This window comes from Halomonas faecis (assembly GCF_010993975.1).
GTDB classification, from domain to species: Bacteria; Pseudomonadota; Gammaproteobacteria; order Pseudomonadales; family Halomonadaceae; genus Halomonas; species Halomonas faecis.
Window position 1 is genome coordinate 519654 of record NZ_JAACZO010000011.1, and the last position, 26376, is coordinate 546029.

At 65.3% G+C, this 26376-nt stretch carries 22 protein-coding genes; 3 read left to right on the forward strand and 19 right to left on the reverse strand.

Annotated features, from left to right (window positions below):
* Window positions 1–110 precede the first annotated feature (110 nt).
* Window positions 111–1649 carry a SulP family inorganic anion transporter gene (locus tag GFD32_RS07775; protein WP_240455573.1) on the forward strand — a complete coding sequence of 513 codons (1539 nt, stop codon included), beginning with the start codon at window positions 111–113 and terminating at the stop codon, window positions 1647–1649.
* Between the two features lie 39 nt (window positions 1650–1688).
* Here GFD32_RS07775 and GFD32_RS07780 read toward each other — a convergent pair whose 3' ends face one another.
* On the reverse strand, window positions 1689–2984 hold the full coding sequence (locus tag GFD32_RS07780) for an MATE family efflux transporter (protein WP_163576080.1): 1296 nt from the start codon (window positions 2982–2984) through the stop codon (window positions 1689–1691).
* Window positions 2985–3101: 117 nt separating this feature from the next.
* Window positions 3102–4928 (reverse strand): putative bifunctional diguanylate cyclase/phosphodiesterase, encoded by a 1827-nt coding sequence (locus GFD32_RS07785; RefSeq protein WP_163575970.1) that lies wholly within the window; start codon window positions 4926–4928, stop codon window positions 3102–3104.
* Between the two features lie 287 nt (window positions 4929–5215).
* Between GFD32_RS07785 and GFD32_RS07790 the strand changes: the two genes are divergently transcribed.
* Window positions 5216–6010: a 2OG-Fe dioxygenase family protein gene (locus tag GFD32_RS07790; protein WP_163575971.1), complete on the forward strand. Its 795-nt coding sequence runs from the start codon at window positions 5216–5218 to the stop codon at window positions 6008–6010.
* A 92-nt stretch (window positions 6011–6102) separates the two neighbouring features.
* On the opposite strand, the gene GFD32_RS07795 is transcribed toward GFD32_RS07790, so the two are convergent.
* The 17 genes from GFD32_RS07795 to leuC all read right to left on the reverse strand — a co-directional run bounded on the left by GFD32_RS07795 (window position 6103) and on the right by leuC (window position 25143).
* Window positions 6103–6687 carry a YceI family protein gene (locus GFD32_RS07795; protein ID WP_163575972.1) on the reverse strand — a complete coding sequence of 195 codons (585 nt, stop codon included), beginning with the start codon at window positions 6685–6687 and terminating at the stop codon, window positions 6103–6105.
* Window positions 6688–6729: 42 nt separating this feature from the next.
* Window positions 6730–7281: a cytochrome b gene (locus GFD32_RS07800; RefSeq protein ID WP_163575973.1), complete on the reverse strand. Its 552-nt coding sequence runs from the start codon at window positions 7279–7281 to the stop codon at window positions 6730–6732.
* A gap of 232 nt (window positions 7282–7513) precedes the next feature.
* Window positions 7514–8707 (reverse strand): O-succinylhomoserine sulfhydrylase, encoded by a 1194-nt coding sequence (locus tag GFD32_RS07805; RefSeq protein WP_163575974.1) that lies wholly within the window; start codon window positions 8705–8707, stop codon window positions 7514–7516.
* Window positions 8708–8718: 11 nt separating this feature from the next.
* Window positions 8719–10239 carry an amidophosphoribosyltransferase gene (gene purF, locus GFD32_RS07810; RefSeq protein WP_163575975.1) on the reverse strand — a complete coding sequence of 507 codons (1521 nt, stop codon included), beginning with the start codon at window positions 10237–10239 and terminating at the stop codon, window positions 8719–8721.
* Window positions 10240–10309: 70 nt separating this feature from the next.
* Entirely contained in the window at window positions 10310–10873 is a 564-nt protein-coding gene (locus GFD32_RS07815; protein ID WP_163575976.1) for a CvpA family protein, read from the reverse strand.
* Between the two features lie 2 nt (window positions 10874–10875).
* Window positions 10876–11580 carry an SPOR domain-containing protein gene (locus GFD32_RS07820; protein ID WP_163575977.1) on the reverse strand — a complete coding sequence of 235 codons (705 nt, stop codon included), beginning with the start codon at window positions 11578–11580 and terminating at the stop codon, window positions 10876–10878.
* A gap of 31 nt (window positions 11581–11611) precedes the next feature.
* Window positions 11612–12913: a bifunctional tetrahydrofolate synthase/dihydrofolate synthase gene (gene folC, locus GFD32_RS07825; protein WP_240455574.1), complete on the reverse strand. Its 1302-nt coding sequence runs from the start codon at window positions 12911–12913 to the stop codon at window positions 11612–11614.
* A 5-nt stretch (window positions 12914–12918) separates the two neighbouring features.
* A complete protein-coding gene (gene accD, locus GFD32_RS07830) occupies window positions 12919–13947 on the reverse strand; it encodes an acetyl-CoA carboxylase, carboxyltransferase subunit beta (protein ID WP_163575978.1) in 1029 nt (342 codons plus the stop codon).
* Window positions 13948–14019: 72 nt separating this feature from the next.
* Window positions 14020–14835 carry a tryptophan synthase subunit alpha gene (gene trpA, locus GFD32_RS07835; protein WP_163575979.1) on the reverse strand — a complete coding sequence of 272 codons (816 nt, stop codon included), beginning with the start codon at window positions 14833–14835 and terminating at the stop codon, window positions 14020–14022.
* A gap of 8 nt (window positions 14836–14843) precedes the next feature.
* Window positions 14844–16058, reverse strand: coding sequence for a tryptophan synthase subunit beta (trpB, locus tag GFD32_RS07840; RefSeq protein WP_163575980.1), 1215 nt, complete (start codon window positions 16056–16058; stop codon window positions 14844–14846).
* A 69-nt stretch (window positions 16059–16127) separates the two neighbouring features.
* Entirely contained in the window at window positions 16128–16769 is a 642-nt protein-coding gene (locus tag GFD32_RS07845) for a phosphoribosylanthranilate isomerase (protein WP_163575981.1), read from the reverse strand.
* On the reverse strand, window positions 16762–17709 hold the full coding sequence (truA, locus tag GFD32_RS07850; protein WP_163575982.1) for a tRNA pseudouridine(38-40) synthase TruA: 948 nt from the start codon (window positions 17707–17709) through the stop codon (window positions 16762–16764). The genes GFD32_RS07845 and truA overlap by 8 nt, the downstream gene beginning before the upstream one ends.
* Before the next feature lie 36 nt (window positions 17710–17745).
* Window positions 17746–20337 carry a FimV/HubP family polar landmark protein gene (locus GFD32_RS07855; protein ID WP_163575983.1) on the reverse strand — a complete coding sequence of 864 codons (2592 nt, stop codon included), beginning with the start codon at window positions 20335–20337 and terminating at the stop codon, window positions 17746–17748.
* A gap of 258 nt (window positions 20338–20595) precedes the next feature.
* On the reverse strand, window positions 20596–21708 hold the full coding sequence (gene asd, locus GFD32_RS07860) for an aspartate-semialdehyde dehydrogenase (RefSeq protein WP_163575984.1): 1113 nt from the start codon (window positions 21706–21708) through the stop codon (window positions 20596–20598).
* Window positions 21709–21780: 72 nt separating this feature from the next.
* Window positions 21781–22860 carry a 3-isopropylmalate dehydrogenase gene (gene leuB / locus GFD32_RS07865; RefSeq protein ID WP_163575985.1) on the reverse strand — a complete coding sequence of 360 codons (1080 nt, stop codon included), beginning with the start codon at window positions 22858–22860 and terminating at the stop codon, window positions 21781–21783.
* A 180-nt stretch (window positions 22861–23040) separates the two neighbouring features.
* Window positions 23041–23694 (reverse strand): 3-isopropylmalate dehydratase small subunit, encoded by a 654-nt coding sequence (gene leuD, locus GFD32_RS07870; protein ID WP_163575986.1) that lies wholly within the window; start codon window positions 23692–23694, stop codon window positions 23041–23043.
* Window positions 23695–23706: 12 nt separating this feature from the next.
* On the reverse strand, window positions 23707–25143 hold the full coding sequence (gene leuC, locus GFD32_RS07875) for a 3-isopropylmalate dehydratase large subunit (RefSeq protein WP_163575987.1): 1437 nt from the start codon (window positions 25141–25143) through the stop codon (window positions 23707–23709).
* 302 nt (window positions 25144–25445) lie between these two features.
* Here leuC and GFD32_RS07880 point away from each other — a divergent pair, with 302 nt between their 5' ends.
* Window positions 25446–26351 (forward strand): LysR family transcriptional regulator, encoded by a 906-nt coding sequence (locus GFD32_RS07880; RefSeq protein ID WP_163575988.1) that lies wholly within the window; start codon window positions 25446–25448, stop codon window positions 26349–26351.
* Window positions 26352–26376 lie beyond the last annotated feature (25 nt).

Sequence of the window (26376 nt, forward strand, 5' to 3'; positions counted from 1 at the left end):
CTCGGGGCGCCTTGCGGCGCCCATGGCAGAGCAGGACTTGACCGATCAGTCAGATGCTGGCCAGACTGCAAGCTGCCTTGAATACAACCCCGACAACCAAGAGGCTTCCCATGGCGGCAACTCCCGTGCACTACCCCTGGTACAAGAAGGAAGACACCGACGCCTTCTTCGCCCTGTTCCAGAACAACATCGCCAACTTCGTGGTCATCGCCATCACCATGCTGGGCATGGACTTCCCGGCGTCGATCGTCTTCGGGCAGGTGCTGCCCGGCGCCGCCGTGGCGGTGATGGTCGGCAACTTCTACTACGCCTGGAGCGCGGCACGCCTGGCTCGCCGCGAAAACCGCAGCGACGTCACCGCCCTCTCCTACGGCATTTCCACACCGGTGATGTTCGTCTTCCTGTTCGGCGTCCTATTACCGGCCAAGCAGCTCACCGGCGACCCGCAGCTGGCCTGGAAGGTAGCGGTGGCCGCCTGTTTCATCAGCGGCGCCATCGAAGCAGCGATCAGCGTGATCGGACGCTGGGTGCAATACCACCTGCCGCGCGCAGCCATGCTCGGTGCCGTGGCCGGCGTCGCCCTGACCTTCATCGCCGGCGAAATGCTGTTCAAGACCCTGGAGATCCCGATCATCGGGCTGTTGGTGCTGGCGATCATCATCGTCGGCCTGATCGGCCGGGTGACGATGCCGTTTCGCATTCCCACCTCGCTGTTCGCCATCGTCATCGGCACCGCGCTCGCCTACCTGATCGGTGCCACCGAGGACGGCCAGTTCAGCGGAGCCTTCACCCATCTCGGCTTCTACCCGCTGCTGCCCAACCTCGCCTGGTTCGAGGGGCTCGGCCTGCTGTTCACCGGCATGCTGGCGGTGCTCACCGTGGTGCTACCGATCACCCTCTACAACGCCATCGAGACCATGAACAACGTTGAGGCGATGGAAGCCGCCGGTGACAAATACGACGTACGCGAGTGTCAGGCCGTCGACGGCGCCGGCACCATGCTCGGCGCCCTGTTCGGCGGCGTCTTCCCCACCACCGTGTACATCGCCACCGTAGGCGCCAAGTGGATGGGCGCCGGTCGCGGCTACAGCCTGCTCAATGGTGCCGTCTATGGCCTGGCCACGATGTTCGGCCTCATCGCCGCCCTGTCCGCCATCATCCCCGTGTCGGTAGTGGCGCCGATCCTGGTGTTCGTGGGCATGTCGATGATCGCCACCGCCTTCCAGGGCAACGACAGCCGCTACTATCCGGCCGTGGCGCTGGCCATGCTGCCCTACTTCGCCAACTACGTGATGACGCGCTTCAACCGGGGCGCCGAGGAGGTCGTGGCGGACATCTCGGGCGGTATCGTGGCACTGGGCCAGGGCGCCATGTTCACGGCGATTCTCATTGGCGCCATGGCCGTCTCGGTCATCGACCATCAGTTCCGCCGCGCCGCCACCTTCGCCGGCGTGGCCGCCCTCTTCGCCTTCGTCGGCCTGATGCACGCCCCGGAACTGGCCTTCAACGCCTCACCCGACTTCGCCACCGGCTACCTGGTGATGGGTGGGCTCTTCCTCTACTTCGCCTGGCAGCAGGAGCGCCTGGGCGCTCCCCGCCCGGTACCCGTCGGGAAGCCAGCGAAAGATGCCCCACCGGCCAACGACTGACCCTGAGGCAACCCGCTCCGCCCGGCACCGAGTGCCGGGCTACCACTCACCAGCGCTCGATGCCGGCCGCCGCCGCGGGCTGGCGAGGATGCGTCGCAGCACCAGCCAGGCCGCCACGCCAGCCATGAGATTGCCCAGCGCAGCGCCGGCGGCCAGCCCGGTCAAGCCTCCCAGCCGGCTGCCCAGCCACAGGCACGGCAGGTAGAACGCGAACAGCCGCGCACCGGACATCAGCATGGCGCGCATGGGCCACCCGAGGGCATTGCCGGCCGACACCACCAGCATGCACACCCCCAGCGCCGCATAGCTCGGCAGCAGGAAGCGAATCAGTCGAGCCAGGTCGTCGTGCACTTCGGGGCTGCCGGCCAGCAGTTGGGCAGCCCAGGGAGAGGCCAACGCCATCAGCAGGCCCAGGGCCAGCTGCCATGCCACCACGACCCGCAGCGCCAGGCGCATCAGTCGATGTATCTGAGCCCAGTCGCCGGCCCCGTAGCAGCGCCCCAGCCAGGGTGGCAGCGACATGGTCATGGCCAGCACCACCATCAGCGACAGCGTCTCGAGCCGGCTGGCCAGCCCCCAGGCGGCCACTGCCGACTCCCCCAGGGATGCCACCACCGAGATCGCCAGCATGGCGGCCAGCGGCGGCATCAGTTGGCTGACCATGGCCGGCCCGGCAATGCCCGCAAAGCCGGGAGCGGAGCGACGCAACTCATCGCCCAACCCATGACGGGCCAGCCAGTCACACTGCCGCAGACGCTGTCCCAGCACCGCCAGCCCCACGGTGAAGGCCACTGCCGTGGCCCAGGCGGCTCCCGGCAACCCAAGTCCGGACCAGGGACCGAACCCAAAGATCAACAGAGGGTCGAGCACCAGGTTGACCAAGCTGGTCATCACCATCATTTTGCCCGGCAGCCAAGTGTCGCCATGGGCACGGAACAGGCTGTAGCCGAAATAGAGAAGTGCCCCGAGCCAGGCGGCCAGCAACTGCGGCGCCCAGTATCCCCGGATCAGCTCACGGGTTGCGACATCCGCGCCCAGACGAGAGAAGATCGGCGCCTGGAGCACCCATAGCATCAGAGCCAGGCACGCCATCACGGCCATGCCCACCAACAGCACCAGCGAGCCCAGGCGACGGGCCCGCGACGCCTCTTCGGCGCCCAGAGCACGGGATATCAGCGCCGCAATGGCGATCCCCATGCCGACCTGCACGCCAATGATCAAGAACGATAGCGGAAAGGTGAAAGATTGCGCCGCCAGGGGCGCGGTGCCGAGACGAGCGATGAAGGCACTGTCCACCAACTGAAAACCAAGCAGCGCCAACACACCGATGGCCATGGGCCAGGTCTGGCGCCATAGCGTGCGCCCTAGTGAGATAGGCGAGTCGTCGATAGCGGTCACGGGTACTCTACATTGCGAAGGGAGCAAGCATTCTACGCCATCGTCCGTCGACTCTCAGCCCGACAGGTGGCCATGGCCAGGTACCAGTCCACCCAGCAAGCGCTGGATGTCATCGCTTGCCATGGGGCGGTAGAAGTAGAACCCCTGAATCAGATCGCAGCGCATATCTCGCAGCAACTCCAGCTGTTCGGCATTCTCGACCCCCTCGGCCACCACCTCCAGACCCAGGCGATGTCCGATGAAGATCGCGGCCTCCATGATCGCGCGATCCTCGGGCTGACGTGGGGCATCATGCACGAAACTGCGGTCGATCTTGAGCGCGGTGACAGGAAAGTGCTTGAGATAACTCAGCGAGGAGTAGCCAGTGCCGAAATCGTCGATGGCGATGCGCACTCCGCGATGGTAAAGGCGCCTCAACCCCTCGAGCACCGAATCATCCGCCTCGATGAGCACGTTCTCGGTCAGCTCGATACCGATATCCCGCGGCCCCAGTCCGTGACGTAGCAGGCAATCCTCGAATCGCGCCAAGGCTCCCGTGTGCAGCAGCTGACGGCCGGAGACATTGATATCGATGCGTTGGGTGGAAAACCCCTGGTCGCGCCAGACTCGCTGCTGGCGGCACGCCTCCTCCATCACCCAGTCGCTCAACCGATGTATCAGTCCGGAGCGCTCGGCCAGCGGAATGAATTCCGCCGGAGAAATGGGCGGCCCCTCGGCGGGAATCCAGCGCAACAGGGCCTCGAGATTCTCGATGCGTCCGCTCACCGCCGATACCTGTGGTTGGTAATGCAGGCAGAGATCGTCCCTGTCCAGGGCCTGTTCCAGCTGCGCCACCAGATGATGCTGACGCACCAGCTCATCATGCAGGTGTTGCTCGAAGAAGCGCAACGCTCCCCGCCCCTCCAGTTTGGCGCGGTTCTTAGCCACGTCAGCGTTGCGGATCAGCTCCCTGGCGCTGAGGCCATTGTCGGGATACAGCGCAACGCCGAGACAAGCCGTGACTTGACGACTGCGGCCATCGAGCACGAAGGGATCGCGAAGCGACTTCCGGACGTTCTCTACCAGTCGCCATAGATCAGCCTGGCGATGCAGTTCCGGAAAGGCGAGCACGAACTCGTCACTCGACACCCGAGCGATCAAGTCGCTCATCCGCTGCCGGTCGCGCAGTCGCTGCGTCAGCTCCACGAGCAGACGGTCCCCCTGCTCGTAACCCAGCGCATCGTTGATGTCCACGAAGTGATCGATGTCGAGATAGACCAGCGCCAAAAAGCCACCCTGACGCGAGCAGCTGCCCAAGAGCGCATCCAACTCGCCTTCGAACGTCTGCCGATTGGGCAAGTGCGTCAGGCCGTCGAAGCGAGTCGCGAACTCCAGCGCACGATGCGCCTTTTTCTGATCCGAGAGATCCACATCGACGCAGAACATCAGCGGTGATTCGGTATGCTCGCCCAGCATCACGTGGTGCGAAAACACGGGCACCAGTTCACCGCTCCTGTGACGCAGCTCCAGTTCTTCGGGGGGAATCTCGATACCATCGCGAATCCAGGCACGATGCGCTTCTATCACGTCCTGACGCATGCCTGCGGGAATGATCAGATCCTCGAGCTGGTTGCCCAACGCTTCCTCGGCACTGTATCCATAGAGGCGGGTGCTCGCTTCATTCCAGTAAATGACTCGACGCTCACGGTCATAGCCCTGCACCGCCACCTTGGGCAGACTCTCGAGCAGTGCGCGAAAACGCTGTTCACTCTCCAGGTACTGGCGGCGCACCAGTGCCACTTCAGACTGACCGCCGGCGACGAGCGCCGCTGAAGCACGCTCGGTCGGCGAAGCTTGGTATTTCTCTAGTGCCTGCCCGGTGCGGATATCACGGCCGGTCATGGAGCTCCTCATCAATGGTGAAGATGCCTTCCTCGACGACAGTGCCGGGTGGAAATGGCATTCACATTGATCCTACAGGTCATTGTCAGCTTTCACCTACATATCAGATGTCAACGATCTGATAGCCATCAGCCAATGTAATCATGAGTCATCCCCTACAGCATAGGCGCTTTCGTCATACATTTCTTTGACATTTGATTGCATATCTTTTCATTTTTCTTCTGTTGCTCGTTCATTCCTCGAGCGGCAACCGGGCAATACCGCCCACGCAACAGGAGAATCCCATCATGAAACTCGATACCCTCAAGCACGGTTTCGACGTCACCGGCATGCCCCCGGCCCCAGATGCCACCTACTGGACGCCTGACGTCATGGCCGGACTTCACCGTCAAGGGTGGAGCCAGACGGATATACGCCGGCACATCGACCTCCCCGCCTGGCAGAGCTTCACCACCGGCCTGCCACGGGACCCCTATGTCAACCGGCGCTGGAAGCGGATGTCTTGGCTGGCCCTGAACGAGACCGGCAGCATGGAGGTCATGGGCCACTGCCCCATGGCCCAGGGCGGCGCCTTCAACGATGCCGACAGCATGGCCGACCGACTGCGCTACTATGAGCCACTGACGCCCGACTTCCTCGAGCGTACCGACGTCAAGGCCTTCGTTCAGGCCTGGTGTCGACTGTGGGGCATCGGCCCCCGTGAGCCGGTCCTCATGCAGATTACCGGTATCAGGGGCGAGGGGCAGGTAGATCCCCTGCAGGGGCAAGGCATCCATGCGGACGGCTGCCGAGCGCTGAGCATCCTGGTACTGACGCGGGACAACGTCTCAGGCGCGGAGAACCACCTGTTCGCCGACAAAGCGGGAACCGAACCCCTCGTGGATACCACGCTCGCCCCCGGCGACATCCTCCACTTGCGTGACGACAAGGTCTTCCACAGCGTGGATGGCATCGCGCAACGAGACGCCGCGGCGCCCTTCGAGCGCTTCATCATCATCATCAACAGCCGCTTCGTGGATGATTTCCAGAACCGCATCCTGCGGCGTCACTTTCCCGACGCCGTGCTCGACGCATCGGCCTGACCCCACCGGGCGCTGAAGCCGGCGCCCTTCACGACAAGAGCCCCCGGCCCAAGGGCCGGGGGCTCGCGTTCTGACCAAGGCCGTCGCTCGGCTTACTGGCGCACGCCCTCGAAGGTCACGTAGAGCTCCAGCTCGTGCATCATCTCTGGGAAATCGCTCATGTCGATACCGAAGTCGCCCAACGTCAGGGTCGTGGAACCTTCGAAGCCGGCACGGTAGCCACCCCAAGGATCCTCGCCTTCACCGACCAGAGTCACCGGCATCTCGATTTCGCGAGTCTCGCCATGCAGACTGAGCTCGCCGCTCACGATGCCTTCCCCCTCGCCCGTCGTTTCGAAACCGGTGGAGGTGAAGGTCGCCGTGGGGTACTCGCCAGCATCCAGAAAGTCGTCGCTCAGAATGTGCTTGTCACGTTCGGCGTGATTGGAATTCAAGCTATTGAGCTGCACTTCCATCTCGACGCTGGACGCCTCGAGATCTTCCGGATCGTAGTGGAACTCGCCACTGAACTCCTCGAAGCTACCCAGGATGTAGGAGTAGCCCAGGTGGTTGATCTTGAACTGGACGAAGGCGTGCTGACCTTCGGTGTCGACGACATAGTCAGCGGCCTGGGCCTGGCTGACCCCCACCAGGGCCGCCGTACTCAGGGCCGTGGCGATAGCGGTCTTCTTGAACATCGTGCTCTCTCCTTGTGCTTGGTCGGGAGTGTGGGGATCGTCTCAGCGATGGCTCAGACGTGGATCGATCATTCGCCTGAGAACCTCGTTGCGATCAATCCAGTGGTGCTTGAAGGCGGCGAGGCCATGGCCTGCAGCCAGGAGAACCAGCGCCCAGGCGCTATACCAATGCACCGCTCCGGCAATCGTTGCCTGGTTGGGCAGATCGCTGATGAGCGCCGGCACCTCGAAGCTGTCGAACACGTTGATGCCGCGGCCATCGGCAGTGGAAATGAGATAGCCACTGACGAGCACTGTCAGCATCAAGGCGTAAAGACCGAGGTGTCCCAGATGCGCGGCAAGGCGCTCAACGCGGTGGCCCAGAGCGCGCGGCGTGGGATTGAGAAGACGCCACACCAGCCGAAGCAGGGTGGCGAACAGCACCAGCATGCCAATGGAGCGATGCCACCAGGGAGCCAGGTTATACCAGTCGTGATAATACCCCAGTCCCGTCATCCACCAGCCCAGTACGAAAAGGCCGACGATGGCGACGGCCAGAACCCAGTGCAACACGATGCTCACCAAGCCCCATCCGCTCCGCGTATTGCGCCACATGTCATGACCTCGAGTGCGTGATCGATGGCGCCCAGCCTACCTCAGTCCATCAACCAGCGCCGCTGAAAAAACCCGAATGCATCATTCGGAAAAACCGTCAGCTCGAGCTTGTCCCAAAACAAGTTCAGCCCTCAGCGGAGCTCACTGCAAGCGACAAAAGGTCACGTCACCGGATGCCCAACCGCCCCACCGCCGCGGGGGCATTCAGTCGAGGCAAAGAGGCCTGGAAGAATCACGCCAGGGTATCCAGCCCTCTGGCGAGATCGGCACGAATGTCGGCGATGGCTTCCAGGCCGACGGCGATGCGGATCAGTCCCTCGCTGATGCCCGCCGCGATCTTCTGGTCAGCGGAGAGACGTCCATGGGTCGTGGTGGCCGGATGAGTGATGGTGCTCTTGACGTCCCCCAGGTTGCCGGTGATGGAGAGCAGTCGAGTGGCGTCGATCACCGACCAGGCACCCTGGCGTTCTCCCTTCACCTCGAAGCCCAGCACGGCGCCGAAGCCGCCTTGCTGACGCTTGGCCAGGGCATGCTGCGGGTGGTCCGGCAGCCCCGAATAGTGCACTCGCGTCACCGCCGGATGGTCGGTCAGCCACTCTGCCAACGCCTGGGCGTTCTCGCAGTGGGCGCGCATGCGCAGGCCGAGCGTCTCCAGCCCCTTGGTGAATATCCAGGCGTTGAACGGGCTCAGGCACGGGCCACAGGTACGCACCACGCCGAACACCTCCTCGAGCAGCGCATTCGGACCCACCACAGCGCCTCCCACCGCGCGTCCTTGACCGTCCAGGTACTTGGTGGCGGAGTGGATCACCAGGTCGGCTCCTAGCTCGAGGGGGCGTTGCAGGGCCGGCGTGAGAAAGCAGTTGTCGATGGCCAGCCATGCACCGTGGCGATGGCCGATCTCGGCAAGCGCCTCGATATCGACCACTTCGGAGAGCGGGTTGGATGGCGTCTCGGCGAACAGCAGCTTGGTGGAAGGAGTGATGGCCGCTTCCCAGGCCGCCAGGTCGGCAAGCTCGACATAGCGGGTAACGATACCCAGTTTGGCCAGGTACTTGTCGAACAGACTCACGGTGGAGCCGAACAGCGAACGCGAGGCGACGATCTCATCGCCGGCCTGAAGCAGGGCCAGAGCCGTGGCGAGGATGGCGGCCATGCCCGAGCTCGTCGCCACGCAACGCTCGCCACGCTCCATCACTGCCAGACGCCGCTCGAACGTCTGCACCGTGGGGTTGGTGAAACGGGAATAGACGTTACCCGGTTCATCGCCGTTGAACTTGCGCGCCGCCTCGGCAGCGCTGCCATAGACGAAGCTCGACGTGGGAAAGATCGGCTCGCCGTGTTCCTGCTCGCCGGTGCGATGGTGTCCGGCACGAATGGCCAGGGTTTCGAGAGCCCACTCGTCGATGTCTCGCTGCGGATCCATTCCAATGCCCCTCAGTCGTCGATGTCATCATCCAGATTGTGGGTACCCACCAGGGCATGATCGCCGGCGCTCTGCTGCTTGGCCTCATCGTTGCGCGACGCTTCCAAAGCGGAGAGATAGGCCTCGTCGATGTCGCCGGTCACGTAGCGGCCATCGAACACCGAGCAGTCGAAGGCGTCGAGCGTGGGATTGACGTCACGGCACGCTGCCTTGAGATCGTCCAGGTTCTGATAGAAGATCCGGTCGGCACCGATCAGCTCCCCGACCTCGGCCTCGCTGCGTCCGTGAGCGATGAGTTCACTGGCCGCCGGCATGTCGATACCGTAAACGTTGGGATAACGCACCGGCGGCGCGGCGGAGGCGAAATAGACCTTGTTGGCGCCGGCCTCGCGCGCCATCTGAATGATCTGCTTGCAGGTGGTGCCGCGTACGATGGAGTCATCCACCAACAGCACGTTCTTGCCTTGAAACTCGATGCCGATGGCATTGAGCTTCTGACGTACCGACTTCTTGCGCTGGGTCTGCCCGGGCATGATGAAGGTGCGCCCGATGTAGCGGTTCTTCATGAATCCTTCGCGATACGTCACGCCCAGATGCTGGGCGAGCTCGAGGGCCGAGGTTCGTGAGGTGTCGGGAATGGGGATCACCACGTCGATGTCGTGCTCCGGCCACTCGCTACGGATGCGGTCGCCGAGTTTGCGCCCCATCTGCATGCGCGTCCCATAGACGTAGGCGCCGTCGAGGATGGAGTCGGGGCGAGCCAGATAGACGTGTTCGAAGATGCAGGGCACCAGACGCGGAGCATCGGCACACTGCTGGGTGTGAATGTGTCCTTCCATGTCGACGAAGATCGCCTCGCCCGGCGCCAGGTCGCGATGCAGCTCGAAACCACCGACATCCAGCGCCACCGACTCGGAGGCGATCATCACGTCCTGCCCGCTGCCCTCATCGCGGGTGCCGAACACCACCGGGCGAATGCCGTGGGGGTCGCGGAAGGCCACCAGGCCCACGCCATTGATCATGGCCACTGCCGCATAGCCGCCCTGGCAGCGGCGATGCACTCGGCGCACTGCATCGAAGACGTCGCCGGGAGCCAGATGCGGGCCCTGCTTGCCCAGCTCGTGAGCGAAGACGTTGAGCAGCACCTCGGAATCGGAACTGGTGTTGATATGGCGCAAATCGGAGGAGAAGAGCTCTTGCTTGAGCTGCTCGGAGTTGGTCAGGTTACCGTTGTGCGCCAGGCAGATCCCATAGGGCGAATTGACGTAGAAGGGTTGCGACTCCGCCTCGCTGGAAGATCCTGCCGTGGGATAGCGGACGTGACCGATTCCCAGGTTGCCCTTGAGGCGCGCCATGTGACGCGTATGGAAAACGTCACGCACCAGGCCGTTGCTCTTGCGCAGCAGGAAACGTCCTTCGCTCCAGGTCATCATGCCGGCGGCATCCTGGCCGCGGTGCTGGAGCACCGTCAGGGCGTCGTAGATCGCCTGATTCACGGTCTGCTTGGCCAGAAGGCCGACGATACCGCACATTCCACCTTACCTCGCTTGCCTGGAGCTTGCTTTAAAGAGACGAGCCGGCCCGCCTGTGGCCCGCCCGGGTTCATCGATCGTCAGTGGTCATCGTGTCGCTGCTGCCGCCGCTGCCCGGCAGGGAGAGTTCGCGGAGCCTGGAAGGCTCGGGTAGGCGCCCCTCCCACGTTTCCAGGTGACTCACCGCCCAGTCGCGCAGTTGCTCGAAGGAGGGGCGCAGTTCGGCGTCCTGCCAGGCTTGCAACTGGACCAGCGGCGTCAGGCTGATCAGGATGGTGGCCAGCACCAGGATCGCCGCACCGCGTGCCACGCCGAATGCCGCCCCGGCGAGTCGATTGAACAGCCCCATGCCCACCCACTCCACGGCGGCATGTACCATGCGAATGATCACTCCGCACAGCAGCACTACGCCCAGGATCACCACCACGAAGGCGAGCACCAGGCGACCATCGGGACTATCGATGATGCCGCTCAGCAGATCGGCCACCGGCTCGGCAAGCAGCCGTGCCGCCAGCAGAGCCGTGACCCAAGCTGCCAGACCCAGCGCCTCGCGGATGAGGCCACGCATGACGCCGGCCAGCGTCGACACCGCCAGCACGGCCAGGAACAGCCAGTCGATCCAGGTCAGCGCCATGCTCACTCCTTCACCCGCACCAGCAACCCTTGCAGGTTGGCATCCTGCTTGAGTTCCCCCATCACTCGCTCCCCCTCCTCCGACGAGGCGAAGGGGCCCACGTAGACCGTCGTCAGGTCATTATCGCGCTGACGGCGATAGACGGAGTAGCCCTGCTCGCCGAGCTGGTTCTCGAGACGCTCGGCATTGGCCGGCTCGCCGAAACTGCCCACCTGCACCGCCCATTCTTCCGCGCCTCCCCCTGCCGCGTCATTGGTCGCGGCAGACTCCTCGAGACGCGCCGTCAGCTCGGCGATGGGGTCGTCGACGGGCGTTTCCTGGGGCGCGGCATCATCGGCAGCATCGACGCTTTGGGTGGCAGATGCCTCATCGTCGATAGCCGACGCATCGGCATCCAACGCATCATCGGCACTCTCCTCCGACACCGCTTCGGCACCGCCCACGGCGACCCTCTCGTCCGCGCTCCCCGGCTCGTCGTCGGCAGTCTCGTCGATCTCGCTGCCGGACTCGACCGCAGCGAGACTTTCCGGTGGCTGCGGGTCGGGTACGTCATGACGCTCGACCGGCACCGGCTGCTCGATGGTGAGCACCGGTTCGGGGCGCTCCTCTCGCGGTGCCGGCTCGTCGAACAGCATGGGGACGAAGATCACCGCGAGAGCCAAGAGGATCACCGCTCCGCTGATTCGTTCACGCATTCCGTACTTCATCTTGCCCTCCTGCACGCGGCGGTGAGGCCTGTCACGCTGGCGCCGCACCAGCCTGCTTCCATGCCAGTATGGCCGCCACGGTGAGGAAGGAGCCACACACCAGCACACGATCCTCGGAGTCCAGGCGCTCGGCAAGCCAGCCCCCCCCCGCTACTGGCGTGGCCGCCTGGTGGGCCACCTGCCCTCCTCGGTCGACGATGCGGCCGGCAAGATCGGCCGCCGAGCGCGCCCGATCTCCTTCGAGCGACACGGTCACCCAAGCATCGGCCACCGAAGCCAAGGCGGCAATCACGCCATCGGCGTCCTTGTCGGCCAACATGCCCAGCAGAACCCAGGTACGCCCGGCTCGACGAGGGCGAGAGGCCAGCCGCTCGGCCACATAGCTTGCCGCATGCGGGTTGTGGCCCACATCGAGGCACCACTGGCCCAACCACTGCAGACGCCCGGGCAGCCTCACCTCGCCGAATGCTCGTCGGCAGGCCATCGCATCGAGTTCGACCTCCCCCAGGAGCAGTGCCTGCAGCGCCGTGGCCGCATTGTCCAGCGGCAAGCCCGGATCGGGCAAGTCAGCCACTTCCCGGGTCTCACCCCGGACGGTAGCCCCCTTCCAGCACCAACTCTCGGCGTTCGATTCGCTGCGGCGAAACTGACCACCCAGCACGAAAGGCACGGCGCCTTTCTGCCGGACCACCTCGTGCACGCTCTCCGGCAGCCGGGTGCTGCCCAGCACCGCCGGCCGCCCGGAGCGCAGGATACCGGCCTTCTCGCGGCCGATGCCGTTCAGATCGTCGCCCAGGTAGGCGGCATGATCGCGAGCCACGGTGGTGATCACCGCCACGTCGGCATCCACGACGTTCACCGCATCCAGGCGCCCGCCCAAGCCCACCTCGAGGATGGCGATATCCGGCGGGCACTGCATCAGCGCCCACAAGGCCGCGAGCGTCCCCACCTCGAAATAGGTCAAGCTGATGGATTCGCCTACTCGGCGCGCCGCCTCGACCGCTTCGAAACCGGCGATCAGAGTGGCATCGTCGGCTTCGCGGCCGTTCAGCCGCAGGCGTTCGTTGTAGCGCAGCAGATGGGGAGAGGTGTAGGCGGCAGCGGTCAGGCCATGGGCCAGAGCCAGGGCCTCGAGCAGGGCCACGGTAGACCCCTTGCCATTGGTGCCAGCCACGGTGATCACCCGCGTCGCGATGGGACGCGTCAGGAGCTCCATGCGACGAGCGACCTCGGCGACACGCTCGAGGCCGAGGTCGATACCCACCGGATGGGCGGCTTCCAGACGCGCCAGCCAATCATCGAGCGTAGCAGCGTGTGGCAGGAGGTTCCCCACGGACGTCAGCGCGCGTCGTCCGGCCGCTGGGGCCCGTCATCGCGGGATGAGTCCCCTTCGCCCAGATCGGGCGTCGCAGCGCTTTCCGGCGACGGCTCTTCCCACGTCTCTTCCGCCTGCTCGGCAGCATCGACGAGATCCGGTTCAGCCGATGCCAGCGGCTCCTCCAGACCCACGGGCGGCTGGTGCATCAGCTTGCGCAGCACGCCACCCAGGCGATCGCGCATTTCGCCGCGCGGCACGATCATATCCACGGTGCCGTGCTCGAGCAGGAACTCGCTGCGTTGGAAACCTTCCGGTAGCTGCTCGCGCACCGTCTGCTCGATGACTCGCGGTCCGGCAAAACCGATCAACGCATTGGGTTCGGCGACGTTGAGATCGCCAAGCATGGCCAGCGACGCCGAGACGCCACCGAACACCGGATCGGTGAGCACCGAAACGTAGGGTACGCCGGCCTCGCGCAACCGCTCCAGGGCGGCGGACGTCTTGGCCATCTGCATCAGCGAGAACAGCGCCTCCTGCATGCGCGCCCCACCGGAAGCGGAAAAGCAGATCAACGGGACCCGTTCTTCGAGGGCCAAGGTGGCGGCGCGCACGAACTTCTCACCCACCACGGCGCCCATCGAGCCGCCCATGAAGGTGAACTCGAAGGCCACCACGACCACCGGCAGACCGTCGAGATGGCCGCGCATGGCCACCAGCGCATCCTTCTCACCGGTCTCCTTCTGGGCGGCACTCAAGCGATCCTTGTACTTCTTGGAATCGCGAAACTTGAGGCGGTCGACCGGCTCGAGGTCGGCAGCGATCTCCTCGCGACCGTCGGCATCGAGAAACCAGTCGAGTCGCTTGCGCGCCGTCAGCCGCAGGTGATGGTCGCACTTGGGACAGACGTTATGGTGCTTCTCCAACTCGGGCAGGTAGAGCACCGCTTCGCACTTGGGGCACTTGCGCCACAGCCCGTCGGGCACGCTGGCCCGGCGTTCCTTGCGCTGGATGCGCCCGACTGAAGGTACGATCTTGTCAAGCCAGCTCATGTCAGATAAGGCTTCCGTAGACTGTTGCGCCCGGCACGGCCGGGCGGATATGGATTCGCTCGGCGACAGCCATCAACGGCGCGGCAAGGCGTCGAGAGCAGTGCGTATCTCGCCCAACACCGCCTGCAGCGCCGGGGAGATCGCTTCCGGACGCTCGACGTTCTCGGCGATACGGTTGACCAACGCCGACCCGACGATCACCCCATCGGCCACCTTGCCGACTTCCGCTGCCGAGGCCCCGTCGCGGATACCGAACCCCACGCACAGCGGAAGCGACGTAAGCTCGCGCAACGGCGCCAGATGCTCGGCCACGTCCGCGGCGTTGAGGGTGGCGGCACCGGTGACACCTTTGAGCGCCACATAGTAGAGGTAGCCCTCGCCGTGAGCGCATATTGTAGCGGCCCGCTCGCGGGAAGTGGTAGGGGCGACGAGAAAGATCGAGGCGAGCCCGTGGGCCTGAAGCACCGGGCCGAACTCCTCGGCCTCTTCTGGGGGCATGTCCACGGTGAGCACCCCATCGACACCGGCGGCGGCGGCCCGCTCGGCGAAAGCCTCCAGACCGATGCGTTCGACGGGGTTGAGATAGCCCATCAGCACCACCGGCGTTTCACTATCCTGCTGACGGAACTCGCTCACCATCTCGAAGAGGTGAGTCAGGCGCACGCCGTGCTTGAGTGCACGTTCGCAGGCCTTCTGGATCACCGGCCCATCGGCCATGGGATCGGAGAACGGCACACCCAGCTCGATCACGTCGGCCCCCGCTGCCACCAGAGCGTGCATGAAGCCGACGGTGTGTTCGGGAGCCGGATCGCCGGCGGTGAGATAGGGAATCAGCGCCCGGCGGCCTTGGGCCTTGAGATCGGCGAAGCGTTGGTCGATACGGTTCATCGGCATCCTCAGAACTCTATTCCATCGATCTTGGCGACCGTCATGATGTCCTTGTCACCGCGGCCCGAAAGGTTGACTACGATGTGCTGGTCGGACCGCATCGTCGGTGCCAGTACCTTGGCATGAGCCAGGGCGTGGGCGGACTCCAGCGCCGGCATGATGCCCTCGACATGGGTCAGCTCGCGGAACGCCTCGAGCACCGCATCGTCGTTGGCAGCCACGTACTCGACGCGCCCCACGTCCTTCCACAGGGCATGCTCGGGGCCGACCCCGGGATAGTCGAGGCCGGCGGAAATCGAGTGAGTGTCGGAGACCTGCCCCCCCTCGTCGGACATCAGGTAGGTTCGGTTGCCATGCAGCACCCCGCGGGGCGCACCCGAGGCGAGCGGCGCGGCATGACGACCGGTCTCGACGCCGTTGCCGCCGGCCTCGACGCCGAACATGGCCACCTCGTCATCCTCGACGAAGGGATAGAACAGCCCCATGGCATTGGAGCCGCCACCCACGCAGGCGATCAAGGCATCGGGCAGCCTGCCGAACTCCTCGAACGACTGGCGACGCGCCTCGCGCCCCACCACGGCATTGAAGTCGCGCACCAGCATCGGATAGGGGTGCGGGCCGGCCACGGTACCGATGATATAGAAAGTGTCGTCGACATTGGTGACCCAATCGCGCAACGCCTCGTTCATGGCGTCCTTGAGCGTACGGGTACCCGACTCCACGGGAATGACGTTGGCACCCAGCAGGCGCATGCGGTAGACGTTGAGTTTCTGACGCTCGACGTCCTCGGCGCCCATGTAAACCTCGCAGGCAAGCCCCAGACGCGCCGCCACCGTGGCCGTGGCCACGCCGTGTTGACCGGCGCCGGTCTCGGCGATCACCCGCGGCTTGCCGCTCTTCTTGGCCAGCAGAGCCTGGCCGATGGTGTTGTTCACCTTGTGGGCACCGGTATGGTTGAGATCCTCGCGCTTGAGCCAGACCTGCGCCCCGCCGAGCCGTTTCGACCATCGCTCGGCATGATAGAGCGGTGACGGGCGGCCCACGTAGTGAGCCAGGTCATAGTCGAATTCCGCCTGGAAGTCCGGGTCGTCGCGAAGACGCAGGTAGGTCTTGGCCAGATCGTCCAGGGCGAAGCTCAGGGTCTCCGAGACGAACCGTCCACCATAGGGACCGAAGTGGCCACGGGCATCCGGCAGTCGGGTCAGGTCACTGAACTTGCTCACGAAAAGCACCTCACGGGGTCGTCAGTAGGGACAGGGTTGGAAGCACGGCAAATCGCATGGTGAGGAGCATCATCGGGCATCGCGATCGGCATTCTGCACTGCCGAGAGGAATGCCGCGATACGTCGCGGATCCTTGCGTCCCGGCTCGATCTCCACACCGCCGGAGACATCGACGGCGAAGGGATGCGCGACGGCAATGGCCTCAGCCACATTATCCGGAGTCAGCCCACCCGCGAGAATAACAGGTTTCGTCGGGTTTGCGGGGATTCGCGACCAGTCGAACGTTTCACCGGTTCCCCCGGGAACCCCGGGCCGATAGGCATCCAGCAGCAACGCCCGGGCATTGGCGTATGTCGCCGCAGCGGCGTGCACGTCGAGCCCGTCACGCATGCGCAGCGCCTTGATCCAGGGACGTCCGGCAATGGCACAAGCGGCGGGCGACTCATTGCCATGAAACTGCAGCAAGTCGAGGTGAGCCGCACAGCGCGCGACCCAGTCCGCATCGGCGTCGACGAAGAGTCCCACCCGCGTCACGAAGGCGGGCACGCGCGCCGCGAGCCGTGCCAACTGCGTCTCGTCAACGGCACGCCGGCTACCCGCCCAGAGCACGAAACCCAGCGCGTCGGCACCCGCCGCCACGGCGGCTTCGACGTCCGCCTCGCGGGCCAGGCCGCAAATCTTGACGCGGGTGCGCGCCAGGGGCTCACTCATGGCCTTCCTCCGGCACGGCATCCTCAGCGTTCACCGGCTCGGCCGCCGGCCGACCGCGCCGGAACTCGACCCTATGACAGTCGGGCAGCGGCCGCTCACCGGTCCACTCACCGAGGAAGGCGAGCAGGTTGGGCCCGAGCGGTTCATGGGGTAGCCCCCAACGGTCGTCATACCGCGAATCGACGAAGTGAAGCCCGCAAGCCGGGGCGGTCACATCGGCCAGGGTACGATCTTTCAACGTCATCAGTTCGGCCAGGTAGTCGTCACCGCGCTCACCGCGCCCCACCGTCACCAGGGCACCGACGATATTGCGAATCATGTGATGCAGGAAGGCATTGCCCTGAACGTCGACGACCACCAGCGGCCCATGGCGATGAACCTCGATGAAGTGCAGATGGCGCCAGGGTGTCTTCGACTGGCAGCCGGCAGCACGGAAACTGGAGAAATCATGCTCGCCCACCAAGGCCTGGGCAGCGCCATGCATGGCCTCCGCGTCGAGAGGGTCGCGACACCAGGTGACATTGGCCCGCTCCAGCACCGGGCGGCTCGGCTGGTTGAGCAGCACATAACGGTAGCGGCGCGCCAGTGCCGTGAAACGGGCATGAAATTCGTCCGGCACCTCACGCACCCAGCGTACTGCCACATCGCGCGGCAGGTTGGCGTTGACGCCGAACACCCACGCCTTCTGGGAACGTGGCACCGGCGCATCGAAGTGCACGATTTGCCGGGTGGCATGCACGCCGGAGTCGGTGCGCCCGCTGGCATGCACCTTCACCGGCTGGCTGGCCACCTTGGACAGCGCCGTTTCCAGCGTCGCCTGCACCGAGGCGGCGTGCTTGAGGCGCTGCCAGCCACAGTAGGCGGAGCCGTCGTACTCTACGCCGAGAGCCAGGCGGCCGGTCAGCGGACGGCGATCATCGAGCGATTGGAACAGGGTCATTCGGCCATCGGCGTCGTGTTGGTCAGCAGGAATATCTCACAAGCGGTGATGTTCGATCAGACTCCGAGCGGCGTCACGCAGCTCATCCGTGTCGCTTTCGACGAGCAGTCGCTGCAGCAAGGCCCGGGCCCGTTCGGACTCACCGGCCTCGATCAGGCGCCGCGCCTCATCGAGGCTATCGTCGGCGAGCGCAGCGCTGAACGGCCGCCCATTATCGTCATCCAGCGGCGGAAAGGCCACCTCTTCGACCTCCCAGTCCTCGCCCGAGGCCGACGTCACGGCCAGGGACGGCGGCGCGTCGCCCAGTGAGAAGGGCTGCGCATCCTCGACGGAAACGCCGGATTCGTCGGCACTTTCCCGAGGGGTGAAATCCACGCTGGGCTGCATGGGGGTTTCTTCCCGCGCTGCCGGTTCCGAATCCAGTGCCGGGGGCTGGTAGTCGATGACGTGGCTCGAAAGCTCGGGCAGGTCAGGAAGATCCGCGCCGGACGCCGTTGGTGATCCAAGCTCAGGCTCGGCTCCCGGGTCCGCCGCTGTCTCCGACCACGATCCGGACTGGGGCTCCGCCTCGCCCTCGGAACCCTCCGCGGTTTCGCGCTCGGTCACCGGCTGAAGATCCGGGTCTGTCTCGTGCCGAGCCGCCGGGGCCTCTCCCGAGGACTCGGCATCGCTGGAGACGGGCTCCAATGTGGACGACGGATCGTACCTCGGCGTATCGCCCATCTCTTCCTGGGAAGACGCTGGTGCCTCATGCCCGGCATCATCGGTTGGATCGAACGGAGCTGCAGGCTCATCGGCCGGCGCCGGGTCAGCGACCGAGTGGGGACGCGCCATCAAACGCTCGACCTCTGCAATCAGCGAAGGCTCGGCATTGTCGCGCAACCACTCGGCCTCACGCTGCGCGCTCGCCCAGTCCCCTTGCTCGACGCACGCCGTCAGCAGCTTGAAGCGCAGGTCCTGGCGCCCGGAGTCTCGGTCGATACCGGCTTCGAGCAGTTCGCGCGCCTGGTCGTAGCGGCCATAGGCCATGAAGATGTCGGCTTCATTGATGGCCTCGGCCTGAGGCATGGCCGGTCGCACCGAAGGTTCATCGGAGGTGGCCGCTCCGACGGCCTCCGCTGCCAGGCCGGGCATGGCAGCCGCTTCGGAGCTGGTCCCCGCTGGAGACACCGTCGGCATCGTCACGAAACCGCCACCCGAGGCGGCATGGTCGTCGCGACGACGCCAGCGCATCAGCAGCCACAGTCCGAGCAGGGCCACGATGCCGGCCACGCCGATCCACAGCTGGCGATTCGCCTCCTGCGGGTAGACGGCCCCCCACCAGTGCGTATCGTCAACGCCCTCATCGGTGGGGAGCGATGCGCCCCCCTGGCCCGGCTCCGCGACTTCGGCCGCTCGCTCGGCCATTACCGCCGCCAGTTGACCGCGCAAGACGTCGAGCTCTTCCCGCATGGCATCGAGCTCGGCCTGGAGCGCATCACGCTGGGATTCCAGCACCTGTCGACTCTCCTGCCAGCGGGCAGCCTGCCTCTCGGTTTCCCCCATCAACGCCAGGTTCGGCGTCGCCAGATCCGCCACCACCGCAGGATCGAGTGCGGCGCGGTCGGCGGATGGCGCCCCGTCCGCCTCTTCACCGGCCTCGGTGCGGACTTGCGCTTCGGCGGCCAGTTCCTCATCGCTGAGCAGCGTCAGGCGTGGCGCCGGCACGGACTCGGCCGCTGCTACGGCGGCATCGGACAGCGCCGACGCCTCGGGCTCGGTGGCCGCTGCCCCCGCCGGCTCGACGACGTCTTCCGAGTTGCCGGCCAAGTCCTGAGAAGAGGGCCTCAGCGCCACACGCTGCGGGTCACCGCCGCCACGTCTGGCCCAGGCCTGGTTCATCGCCGCCACGACGCGGTCGGCCTGTTCTGCCGTCCGCGACAGGATGGCATCTCGCGGCGGAACCGACAGTGAGTGGCCAGCACGCATGGAGTTGATGTTGCCGGAAGGGAAGACCTCGGGGTTGGCCTCGATCAAGGCCACCATCATCTGATCCATGCTGATCGCGTCGTCGGGGCGCAGTCGGCCGGCTACCGACCATAGGGTATCGCCGCTACCTACCCAAGTATCGTCACGCTCGGGCAAAGCTTCCGACGCCGTGGACGATGCCGCCGAGCGGGATGTTGCAGACTCCCCCGCCTCGGCGCCCCCCGTGGAGGATCGGCTCGACGAGCCAGCCAGCACCGGCAGTTCCGCGTAGTTCGGTGGATCGAGAAGCAGGGTGACTTCCCGCAGCTGACGCCCTTCCGGCCAATCGAAGCGCAGCAACAGATCCAGCCAGGGCTCGCGCACCGGCCCGTCGCTTTCGAGCTCGACGACCCACTGCCCATCACGTTGACGTACCGCCATGGCCACGCTGGACACCAGCGGCGTGCGCTCGAGTCCGGCGCGTTCGAAGGCGCTCGGTTCCGCCAGCGAGACCTTGAGCTGTCGTGGGTCCAGATCGGCCACGTCGGTCAGCGGCACGCTGGCCCGCAACGGGGCGTTGAGGGACGAATGCACGTCCACGCCGCCGACCCCTAACGCCCAGGCCGATGGACTCACGAAGGACAATGACAGCAGAGAGGCGAATGTCAGCTTGCGACTCATGGAGTTCCCTTGCGTCTCCCGGCGGCGCCGAACGAGAAGCGCCTACCCAAAAGAATGGTGATACCACCCGATCTCTATGTACCACACTCTGGTTCCACTGACCCCGAGTGGCGGCCGGTTTTTCTCGCTCTGTTCAACCTATGTCAACGTCAAGCGGCAGCAAATGCCTCTCGCCAACGCAAAAGGACGGGGCGCCTCCCGAAGGAGGCGCCCCGTGCCACTTGCGCATCCGACGCCGTCACTGCGCAGCGCAGCGGCTCACCGTTCGCGCAGGATCGTCAGCATCCGCTTGAGGGGCTCGGCAGCCCCCCACAGCAGCTGGTCGCCAACGCTGAAGGCAGAGAGGTACTCGCCACCCATGGCCAGCTTGCGCAGCCGTCCCACCGGCACGCTCATCGTACCGGTGACCGCAGCCGGCGTGAGCTCGGCGATGGTGGCTTCCTTGTCGTTGGGGATCACCTTGACCCAGTCGTTGTGCTTGGCGAGACGATCTTCGATCTCGTCGAGCGGCACGTCCCGCTTGAGCTTGATGGTGAAGGCCTGGCTGTGCGAACGCATGGCGCCGATGCGCACGCACAGGCCGTCGATGGGGATCGGGTTGTCCTGGAGACCCAAGATCTTGTTGGTCTCGACCGTGCCTTTCCACTCCTCCTTGCTCTGTCCGTTGTCGAGCTTGGTGTCGATCCACGGCAGCAGGCTGCCGGCCAGCGGCGCACCGAAATTGTCGGTGGGAAAGTCGCCGCTGCGCATCGCCGCGGTGACCTTGCGGTCGATGTCCAAGATGGCGCTGGAGGGGTCGGCGAGTTCACCGCCGACGCTGTCGTGCAGCGACCCCATCTGACCGAGCAGTTCGCGCATGTGCTTGGCACCGGAGCCGGAGGCGGCCTGGTAGGTCATGGAGGTCATCCACTCGACCATGCCAGCCTCGAACAGCCCACCAAGCCCCATCAGCATCAGGCTGACGGTGCAATTGCCGCCCACGAAAGTCTTGGCACCGCGTGCCAGTTGGTCGTCGATGACGCGACGATTGACCGGGTCGAGCACGATGGTCGCCTCGTCGGCCATGCGCAGGGTGCTGGCCGCATCGATCCAGTATCCCTTCCAGCCACCGGCACGCAGGTCGCCGTACACCTCTTTGGTGTAATCGCCGCCCTGACAGGTGACGATCGCGTCCAGCGCCTTGAGCGCATCCAGGTCGAAAGCGTCCTTGAGCGGAGGCACGTCCACGCCGACGTCGGGACCGGCCTGGCCGACCTGCGAGGTGGTGAAGAAGACCGGCTCGATGCCGTTGAAATCACCGTCCTCCACCATGCGCTGCATGAGCACGGAGCCCACCATGCCGCGCCATCCCACGAAACCGACTTTCAACATGTGAAGTCCTCCAGGAAAGAATGAACCCGTCATTATACAGGAATCGCCCGCAGCACGCAGGCGATGGCCCGGTTACTGACGCTCGAAGGCCGCCACCACGGCATCGCCCATCGCGGTGGTAGAGACCGTGCGAGTGCCCTGCGAAGCAATATCGGCGGTTCTCAGGCCGTCGTCCAGCACCTTGCCCACGGCCTTCTCGATACGGCTGGCCAACGCCGGCTCGTTCAGCGAATAGCGCAGCATCATGGCCACTGAGAGGATGGTCGCCAGCGGGTTGGCGACGTTCTGGCCGGCGATGTCCGGCGCGCTGCCGTGGCAAGGCTCGTACATGCCCTGTCCGGACTCGTTGAGCGAGGCAGAAGGCAGCATGCCGATGGAGCCGGTGAGCATGGCGGCCGCGTCGGAAAGGATGTCGCCGAACATGTTGCCAGTGACCACGACGTCGAACTGCTTGGGCGCCCGCACCAGTTGCATGGCGGCATTGTCGACGTACATATGAGAGAGCTCGACGTCCGGGTACTCCGACGCCAAGCGCTCCATCACCTCGCGCCACAGGATGGTGACCTCGAGTACGTTGGCCTTGTCCACCGAGCAGAGCTTCTTGTCCCGTTTCTGCGCCATTTCGAAAGCTACGCGACCGATGCGCTCGATCTCGCTCTCGGAATAGACGTAGGTGTTGAAGCCGACCCGCTCGCCGTCACGCTCTTCGATACCCCTGGGCTGTCCGAAGTAGATGCCGCCGGTGAGCTCGCGCACGATCATGATGTCGAGCCCGGCGACCAGCTCGGGCTTGAGGCTGGAGGCCTGAGCCAACTGCGGGTAGGTGATGGCCGGCCGCAGGTTGCCGAACAGCCCCAGCTGCTTGCGCACGCCGAGCAAGCCCTTTTCGGGGCGTTTGGCGAGGTCTTCGATCGTGTCCCACTTGGGTCCGCCCACGGCACCGAGCAGGATGCCTCGGGCCGCCTTGGCCTTCTCCAGGGTCTCGGCGGGGAGCGGTTCGCCGTGCACGTCATAGGCGGCACCGCCGAGCAGGCCGTCGTCTATCTCCACGTCCAGGCCGCGGGCCTGGCAGGCAACCAGGATACGGCTGGCCTGGGCAGTGATCTCGGGGCCGATGCCGTCACCCGGGAGTACCAGAATCTTCTGAGTCATTGCTTCATCCTTGTGCCGTCACAGTCAGCAGGGTAAGCCGAGGGGCGCCGGGGGGCAGGCCGAAGAGGAGGTCGTTCGCCATGGATGGCGAATGTAGCGCCCAGGGAAGGGTTCACAGCGCCTCCTCGCAGGCCTGCCGCCGGATCAGCCCCCTCACCACGTCGATGCAACAAGTAGGTGTCAAGCCTGAGCCGTATCGCGGAAGAGCCAGGGGCGCACCTGCCGATGCTTCGCTTCGAAGGCGCGAATGGCGTCCTCGTCCTTCAGCGTGATGCCGATGTCGTCGAGGCCCTCGAGCAGGCACTGCTTGCGGAAGGGGTCGACCTCGAACTCGAGGATCTCGCCACTCGGCGTGATCACCCGCTGGTTCTCCAGGTCCACGTCGAGGCGATAGCCCTCGTTGGCCTCGACCTCGCGGAACAGCCGGTCGACCGTCGCTTCCGGCAGGGTGATCAGCAGCAGACCGTTCTTGAAGGCATTGTTGTAGAAGATGTCGGCGAAAGTCGGGGCGATCACCACGCGGAAGCCGAAATCCTCCAGCGCCCAGGGGGCGTGCTCGCGGGAGCTGCCGCAGCCGAAGTTGCGCCGCGCCAGCAACACGCTGGCACCCTGATAGCGCGGCTGATTGAGCACGAAATCGGGGTTCAGCGGTCGCTGCGAGCAGTCCTGGCCGGGCTGCCCCTCGTCGAGGTAGCGCAGCTCGTCGAACAGGTTGACGCCGAAGCCGGTGCGCTTGATCGACTTCAAGAACTGCTTGGGGATGATCAGGTCGGTGTCGACGTTGGCGCGGTCGAGCGGCGCGACGAGGCCCTGGATGCGTTCGAACTGTTTCATGGGTCAGGTCTCCTACGCGGCGGGTTGAGCGTCGAATTCGCGGACGTCGACGAAATGCCCGGCAATAGCGGCGGCAGCGGCCATGGCGGGGCTGACCAGGTGGGTGCGCCCGCCATAGCCCTGACGACCCTCGAAGTTGCGGTTCGAGGTGGAGGCGCAGTGCTCGCCGGCACCGAGCTTGTCGGCGTTCATGGCCAGGCACATGGAGCAGCCCGGTTCGCGCCATTCGAAGCCCGCCTCGATGAAGATCTTGTCGAGACCCTCGGCCTCGGCCTGACGCTTCACCAGGCCGGAGCCGGGCACCACCATGGCCAGCTTGATGGAGTCGGCCACCTTCTTGCCGCGGGCGACCTTGGCAGCCTCACGGAGATCCTCGATGCGCGAGTTGGTACACGAGCCGATGAACACCTTGTCGAGGCGAATGTCGATGATCTTCTGCCGGGGTGCCAGCCCCATGTACTCCAGCGCCCGGGCATAGCTGCGCTGCACGGTCTCGTCGGGCGCCGCGGCGGGATCGGGAACCTCACCGGAAACACCGGTGACCATCTCTGGGCTGGTTCCCCAGCTAACCTGCGGCTCGATCTCGCCGGCATCCAGCGTCACGACCTTGTCGAACTCGGCATCCGGGTCGGACACCAGGTTGCGCCAGTCAGCCACGGCGGACTCCCACTGCTCGCCCGTGGGTGCATAGTGACGGTCGCGCAGATAGTCGATGGTGGCGTCGTCCACGGCGATCAGGCCGACCCGGGCGCCCGCCTCGATGGCCATGTTGCACACCGTCATGCGTCCCTCCATGGAGAGACTTTGGATGGCATTGCCGGCGAATTCGATGGCATAGCCCGTACCACCGGCGGTGCCGATGCGGCCGATGATGGCCAGCACGATATCCTTGGCGGTGACGCCCACGCCAAGCTCGCCCTCCACACGCACCTGCATGTTCTTCATCTTCTGGGCGAGCAGGCACTGGGTGGCCAGCACGTGTTCCACCTCGGAGGTGCCGATACCGTGAGCCAGCGCGGCGAAGGCGCCATGCGTGGCGGTATGGGAGTCGCCGCACACCACGGTCATGCCGGGCAGGGTGGCGCCCTGCTCGGGGCCCACCACGTGGACGATGCCCTGGCGCGGGTCGTTGATCTTGAACTCCTCGATGCCGAACTCGACGCAGTTGTCGTCCAGCGTCTGCACCTGAATCAGCGACACCGGGTCCGCGATGCCGGCGTTGCCCTCGGCGCGCTCCTTGAGTGTGGTCGGCACGTTGTGGTCAGGCGTCGCCAGGTTGGCGTCGAGCCGCCACGGCTTGCGTCCCGCGAGGCGCAGGCCCTCGAAGGCCTGGGGCGAGGTCACCTCGTGCAGCAGTTGGCGGTCGATGTAGATCAAGGCGGTGCCGTCGTCGCGCGCCTTCACCAGGTGCTGCGACCACAGCTTGTCGTAAAGCGTCTGGCCTGCCATGTCCTTCTCCCGGGCCTTGGGCCCTGTTCTCATCGGTCGGTCTCGGAAAGCCCCGCGTCAGCACCGCGGCTCTTCCGGCGACAGGCCTTCGAGGAGGCGCTGTGAACCCATCCCTGGGCGCTACCGACGCCATCCATGGCGTCGGACCTCCTCTACGGCCTGTCCCCGGCGCCGCTCACCTCGGCAGGACTGCCATTCTTGGCGCTGTGCCTGCAGTGTCCTGCGCCTCGCCCATAAAAGCAATTCATGTTATTTATGGAATGGATTCCATATTGGAATCACAGCATTGCCGGAGGCGAACCATGGACACCCAGAGCCTGCAGGCCTTCCTGGCCGTGGCCGACAGCGGCAGCTTCTCGCGGGCCGCCGAGCAGCTGCACCTCACCCAGCCAGCGGTGAGCAAGCGCATCGCCGTTCTCGAGAGCCAGATCGACGCGCGACTGTTCGATCGTATCGGCCGTCGCGTCTCGCTCACCGAGGCGGGGCGAGTGCTGCTGCCGCGGGCCCGCCAGATCCTGGTGATGGTCGACGACAGTCGCCGGGCCCTGAGCAACCTGGAAAGCCAGGTGAGCGGTAGCCTGACGCTCGCCACCAGCCACCACGTCGGCCTGCACCGCTTGCCGCCGTTGCTCAGAACCTATACCCGGGAGCACCCCGAAGTACGCCTCGATCTGCACTTTCTCGACTCTGAACAGGCCTACCAGGGCGTGCTCGACGGTGAACTGGAGATCGCCGTGGTGACGTTGGCGCCCCACCCCGACCCGCAGTTGGAAGTCGTGCCGGTGTGGATCGACCGTCTGTGCTTCGTGTGCGCCCACGACCACCCGCTGGCCGGTCGCGGCGCACTATCGCTGCACGAGCTGTGCGACTTCGACGCCGTGCTGCCCGGCCCGCTGACCTTCACCCGCACGCTGATCGAATCGCGCTTCGCCGCAGCCGGCTTGACCCTGCCCGTGTCGCTGTCGACCAACTACCTGGAGACACTGAAGATGATGACGGCCATCGGTCTGGGTTGGAGCCTCTTGCCGGAGCGACTGGTGGCCGGGGAGCTGCACGAGCTGGCGGTAGCGCATCCGCCCATCCATCGCCCGCTGGGTTATCTGGTACACCGCAATCGCACCCGCTCCAACGCCGCGGCGGCCATGCTCGCGCTGCTCGAGCAGGCCCGAGAGCCCGCTGCCCGGGCATCCGAGGAGGAGATTGGTTAGACTGCTCAACATTTGCGCCAGGAGC

What these genes read in the sequence shown, in the direction of transcription:
- GFD32_RS07775 (WP_240455573.1), top strand. Translation starts at nt 111, where the DNA reads ATGGCGGCAACTCCCGTGCACTACCCCTGGTACAAGAAGGAAGACACC.
- GFD32_RS07780 (WP_163576080.1), bottom strand. Translation starts at nt 2,984, where the DNA reads ATGGCCATCGGTGTGTTGGCGCTGCTTGGTTTTCAGTTGGTGGACAGT.
- GFD32_RS07785 (WP_163575970.1), bottom strand. Translation starts at nt 4,928, where the DNA reads ATGACCGGCCGTGATATCCGCACCGGGCAGGCACTAGAGAAATACCAA.
- GFD32_RS07790 (WP_163575971.1), top strand. Translation starts at nt 5,216, where the DNA reads ATGAAACTCGATACCCTCAAGCACGGTTTCGACGTCACCGGCATGCCC.
- GFD32_RS07795 (WP_163575972.1), bottom strand. Translation starts at nt 6,687, where the DNA reads ATGTTCAAGAAGACCGCTATCGCCACGGCCCTGAGTACGGCGGCCCTG.
- GFD32_RS07800 (WP_163575973.1), bottom strand. Translation starts at nt 7,281, where the DNA reads ATGTGGCGCAATACGCGGAGCGGATGGGGCTTGGTGAGCATCGTGTTG.
- GFD32_RS07805 (WP_163575974.1), bottom strand. Translation starts at nt 8,707, where the DNA reads ATGGATCCGCAGCGAGACATCGACGAGTGGGCTCTCGAAACCCTGGCC.
- purF (WP_163575975.1), bottom strand. Translation starts at nt 10,239, where the DNA reads ATGTGCGGTATCGTCGGCCTTCTGGCCAAGCAGACCGTGAATCAGGCG.
- GFD32_RS07815 (WP_163575976.1), bottom strand. Translation starts at nt 10,873, where the DNA reads ATGGCGCTGACCTGGATCGACTGGCTGTTCCTGGCCGTGCTGGCGGTG.
- GFD32_RS07820 (WP_163575977.1), bottom strand. Translation starts at nt 11,580, where the DNA reads ATGAAGTACGGAATGCGTGAACGAATCAGCGGAGCGGTGATCCTCTTG.
- accD (WP_163575978.1), bottom strand. Translation starts at nt 13,947, where the DNA reads ATGAGCTGGCTTGACAAGATCGTACCTTCAGTCGGGCGCATCCAGCGC.
- trpA (WP_163575979.1), bottom strand. Translation starts at nt 14,835, where the DNA reads ATGAACCGTATCGACCAACGCTTCGCCGATCTCAAGGCCCAAGGCCGC.
- GFD32_RS07845 (WP_163575981.1), bottom strand. Translation starts at nt 16,769, where the DNA reads ATGAGTGAGCCCCTGGCGCGCACCCGCGTCAAGATTTGCGGCCTGGCC.
- truA (WP_163575982.1), bottom strand. Translation starts at nt 17,709, where the DNA reads ATGACCCTGTTCCAATCGCTCGATGATCGCCGTCCGCTGACCGGCCGC.
- GFD32_RS07855 (WP_163575983.1), bottom strand. Translation starts at nt 20,337, where the DNA reads ATGAGTCGCAAGCTGACATTCGCCTCTCTGCTGTCATTGTCCTTCGTG.
- asd (WP_163575984.1), bottom strand. Translation starts at nt 21,708, where the DNA reads ATGTTGAAAGTCGGTTTCGTGGGATGGCGCGGCATGGTGGGCTCCGTG.
- leuB (WP_163575985.1), bottom strand. Translation starts at nt 22,860, where the DNA reads ATGACTCAGAAGATTCTGGTACTCCCGGGTGACGGCATCGGCCCCGAG.
- leuD (WP_163575986.1), bottom strand. Translation starts at nt 23,694, where the DNA reads ATGAAACAGTTCGAACGCATCCAGGGCCTCGTCGCGCCGCTCGACCGC.
- leuC (WP_163575987.1), bottom strand. Translation starts at nt 25,143, where the DNA reads ATGGCAGGCCAGACGCTTTACGACAAGCTGTGGTCGCAGCACCTGGTG.
- GFD32_RS07880 (WP_163575988.1), top strand. Translation starts at nt 25,446, where the DNA reads ATGGACACCCAGAGCCTGCAGGCCTTCCTGGCCGTGGCCGACAGCGGC.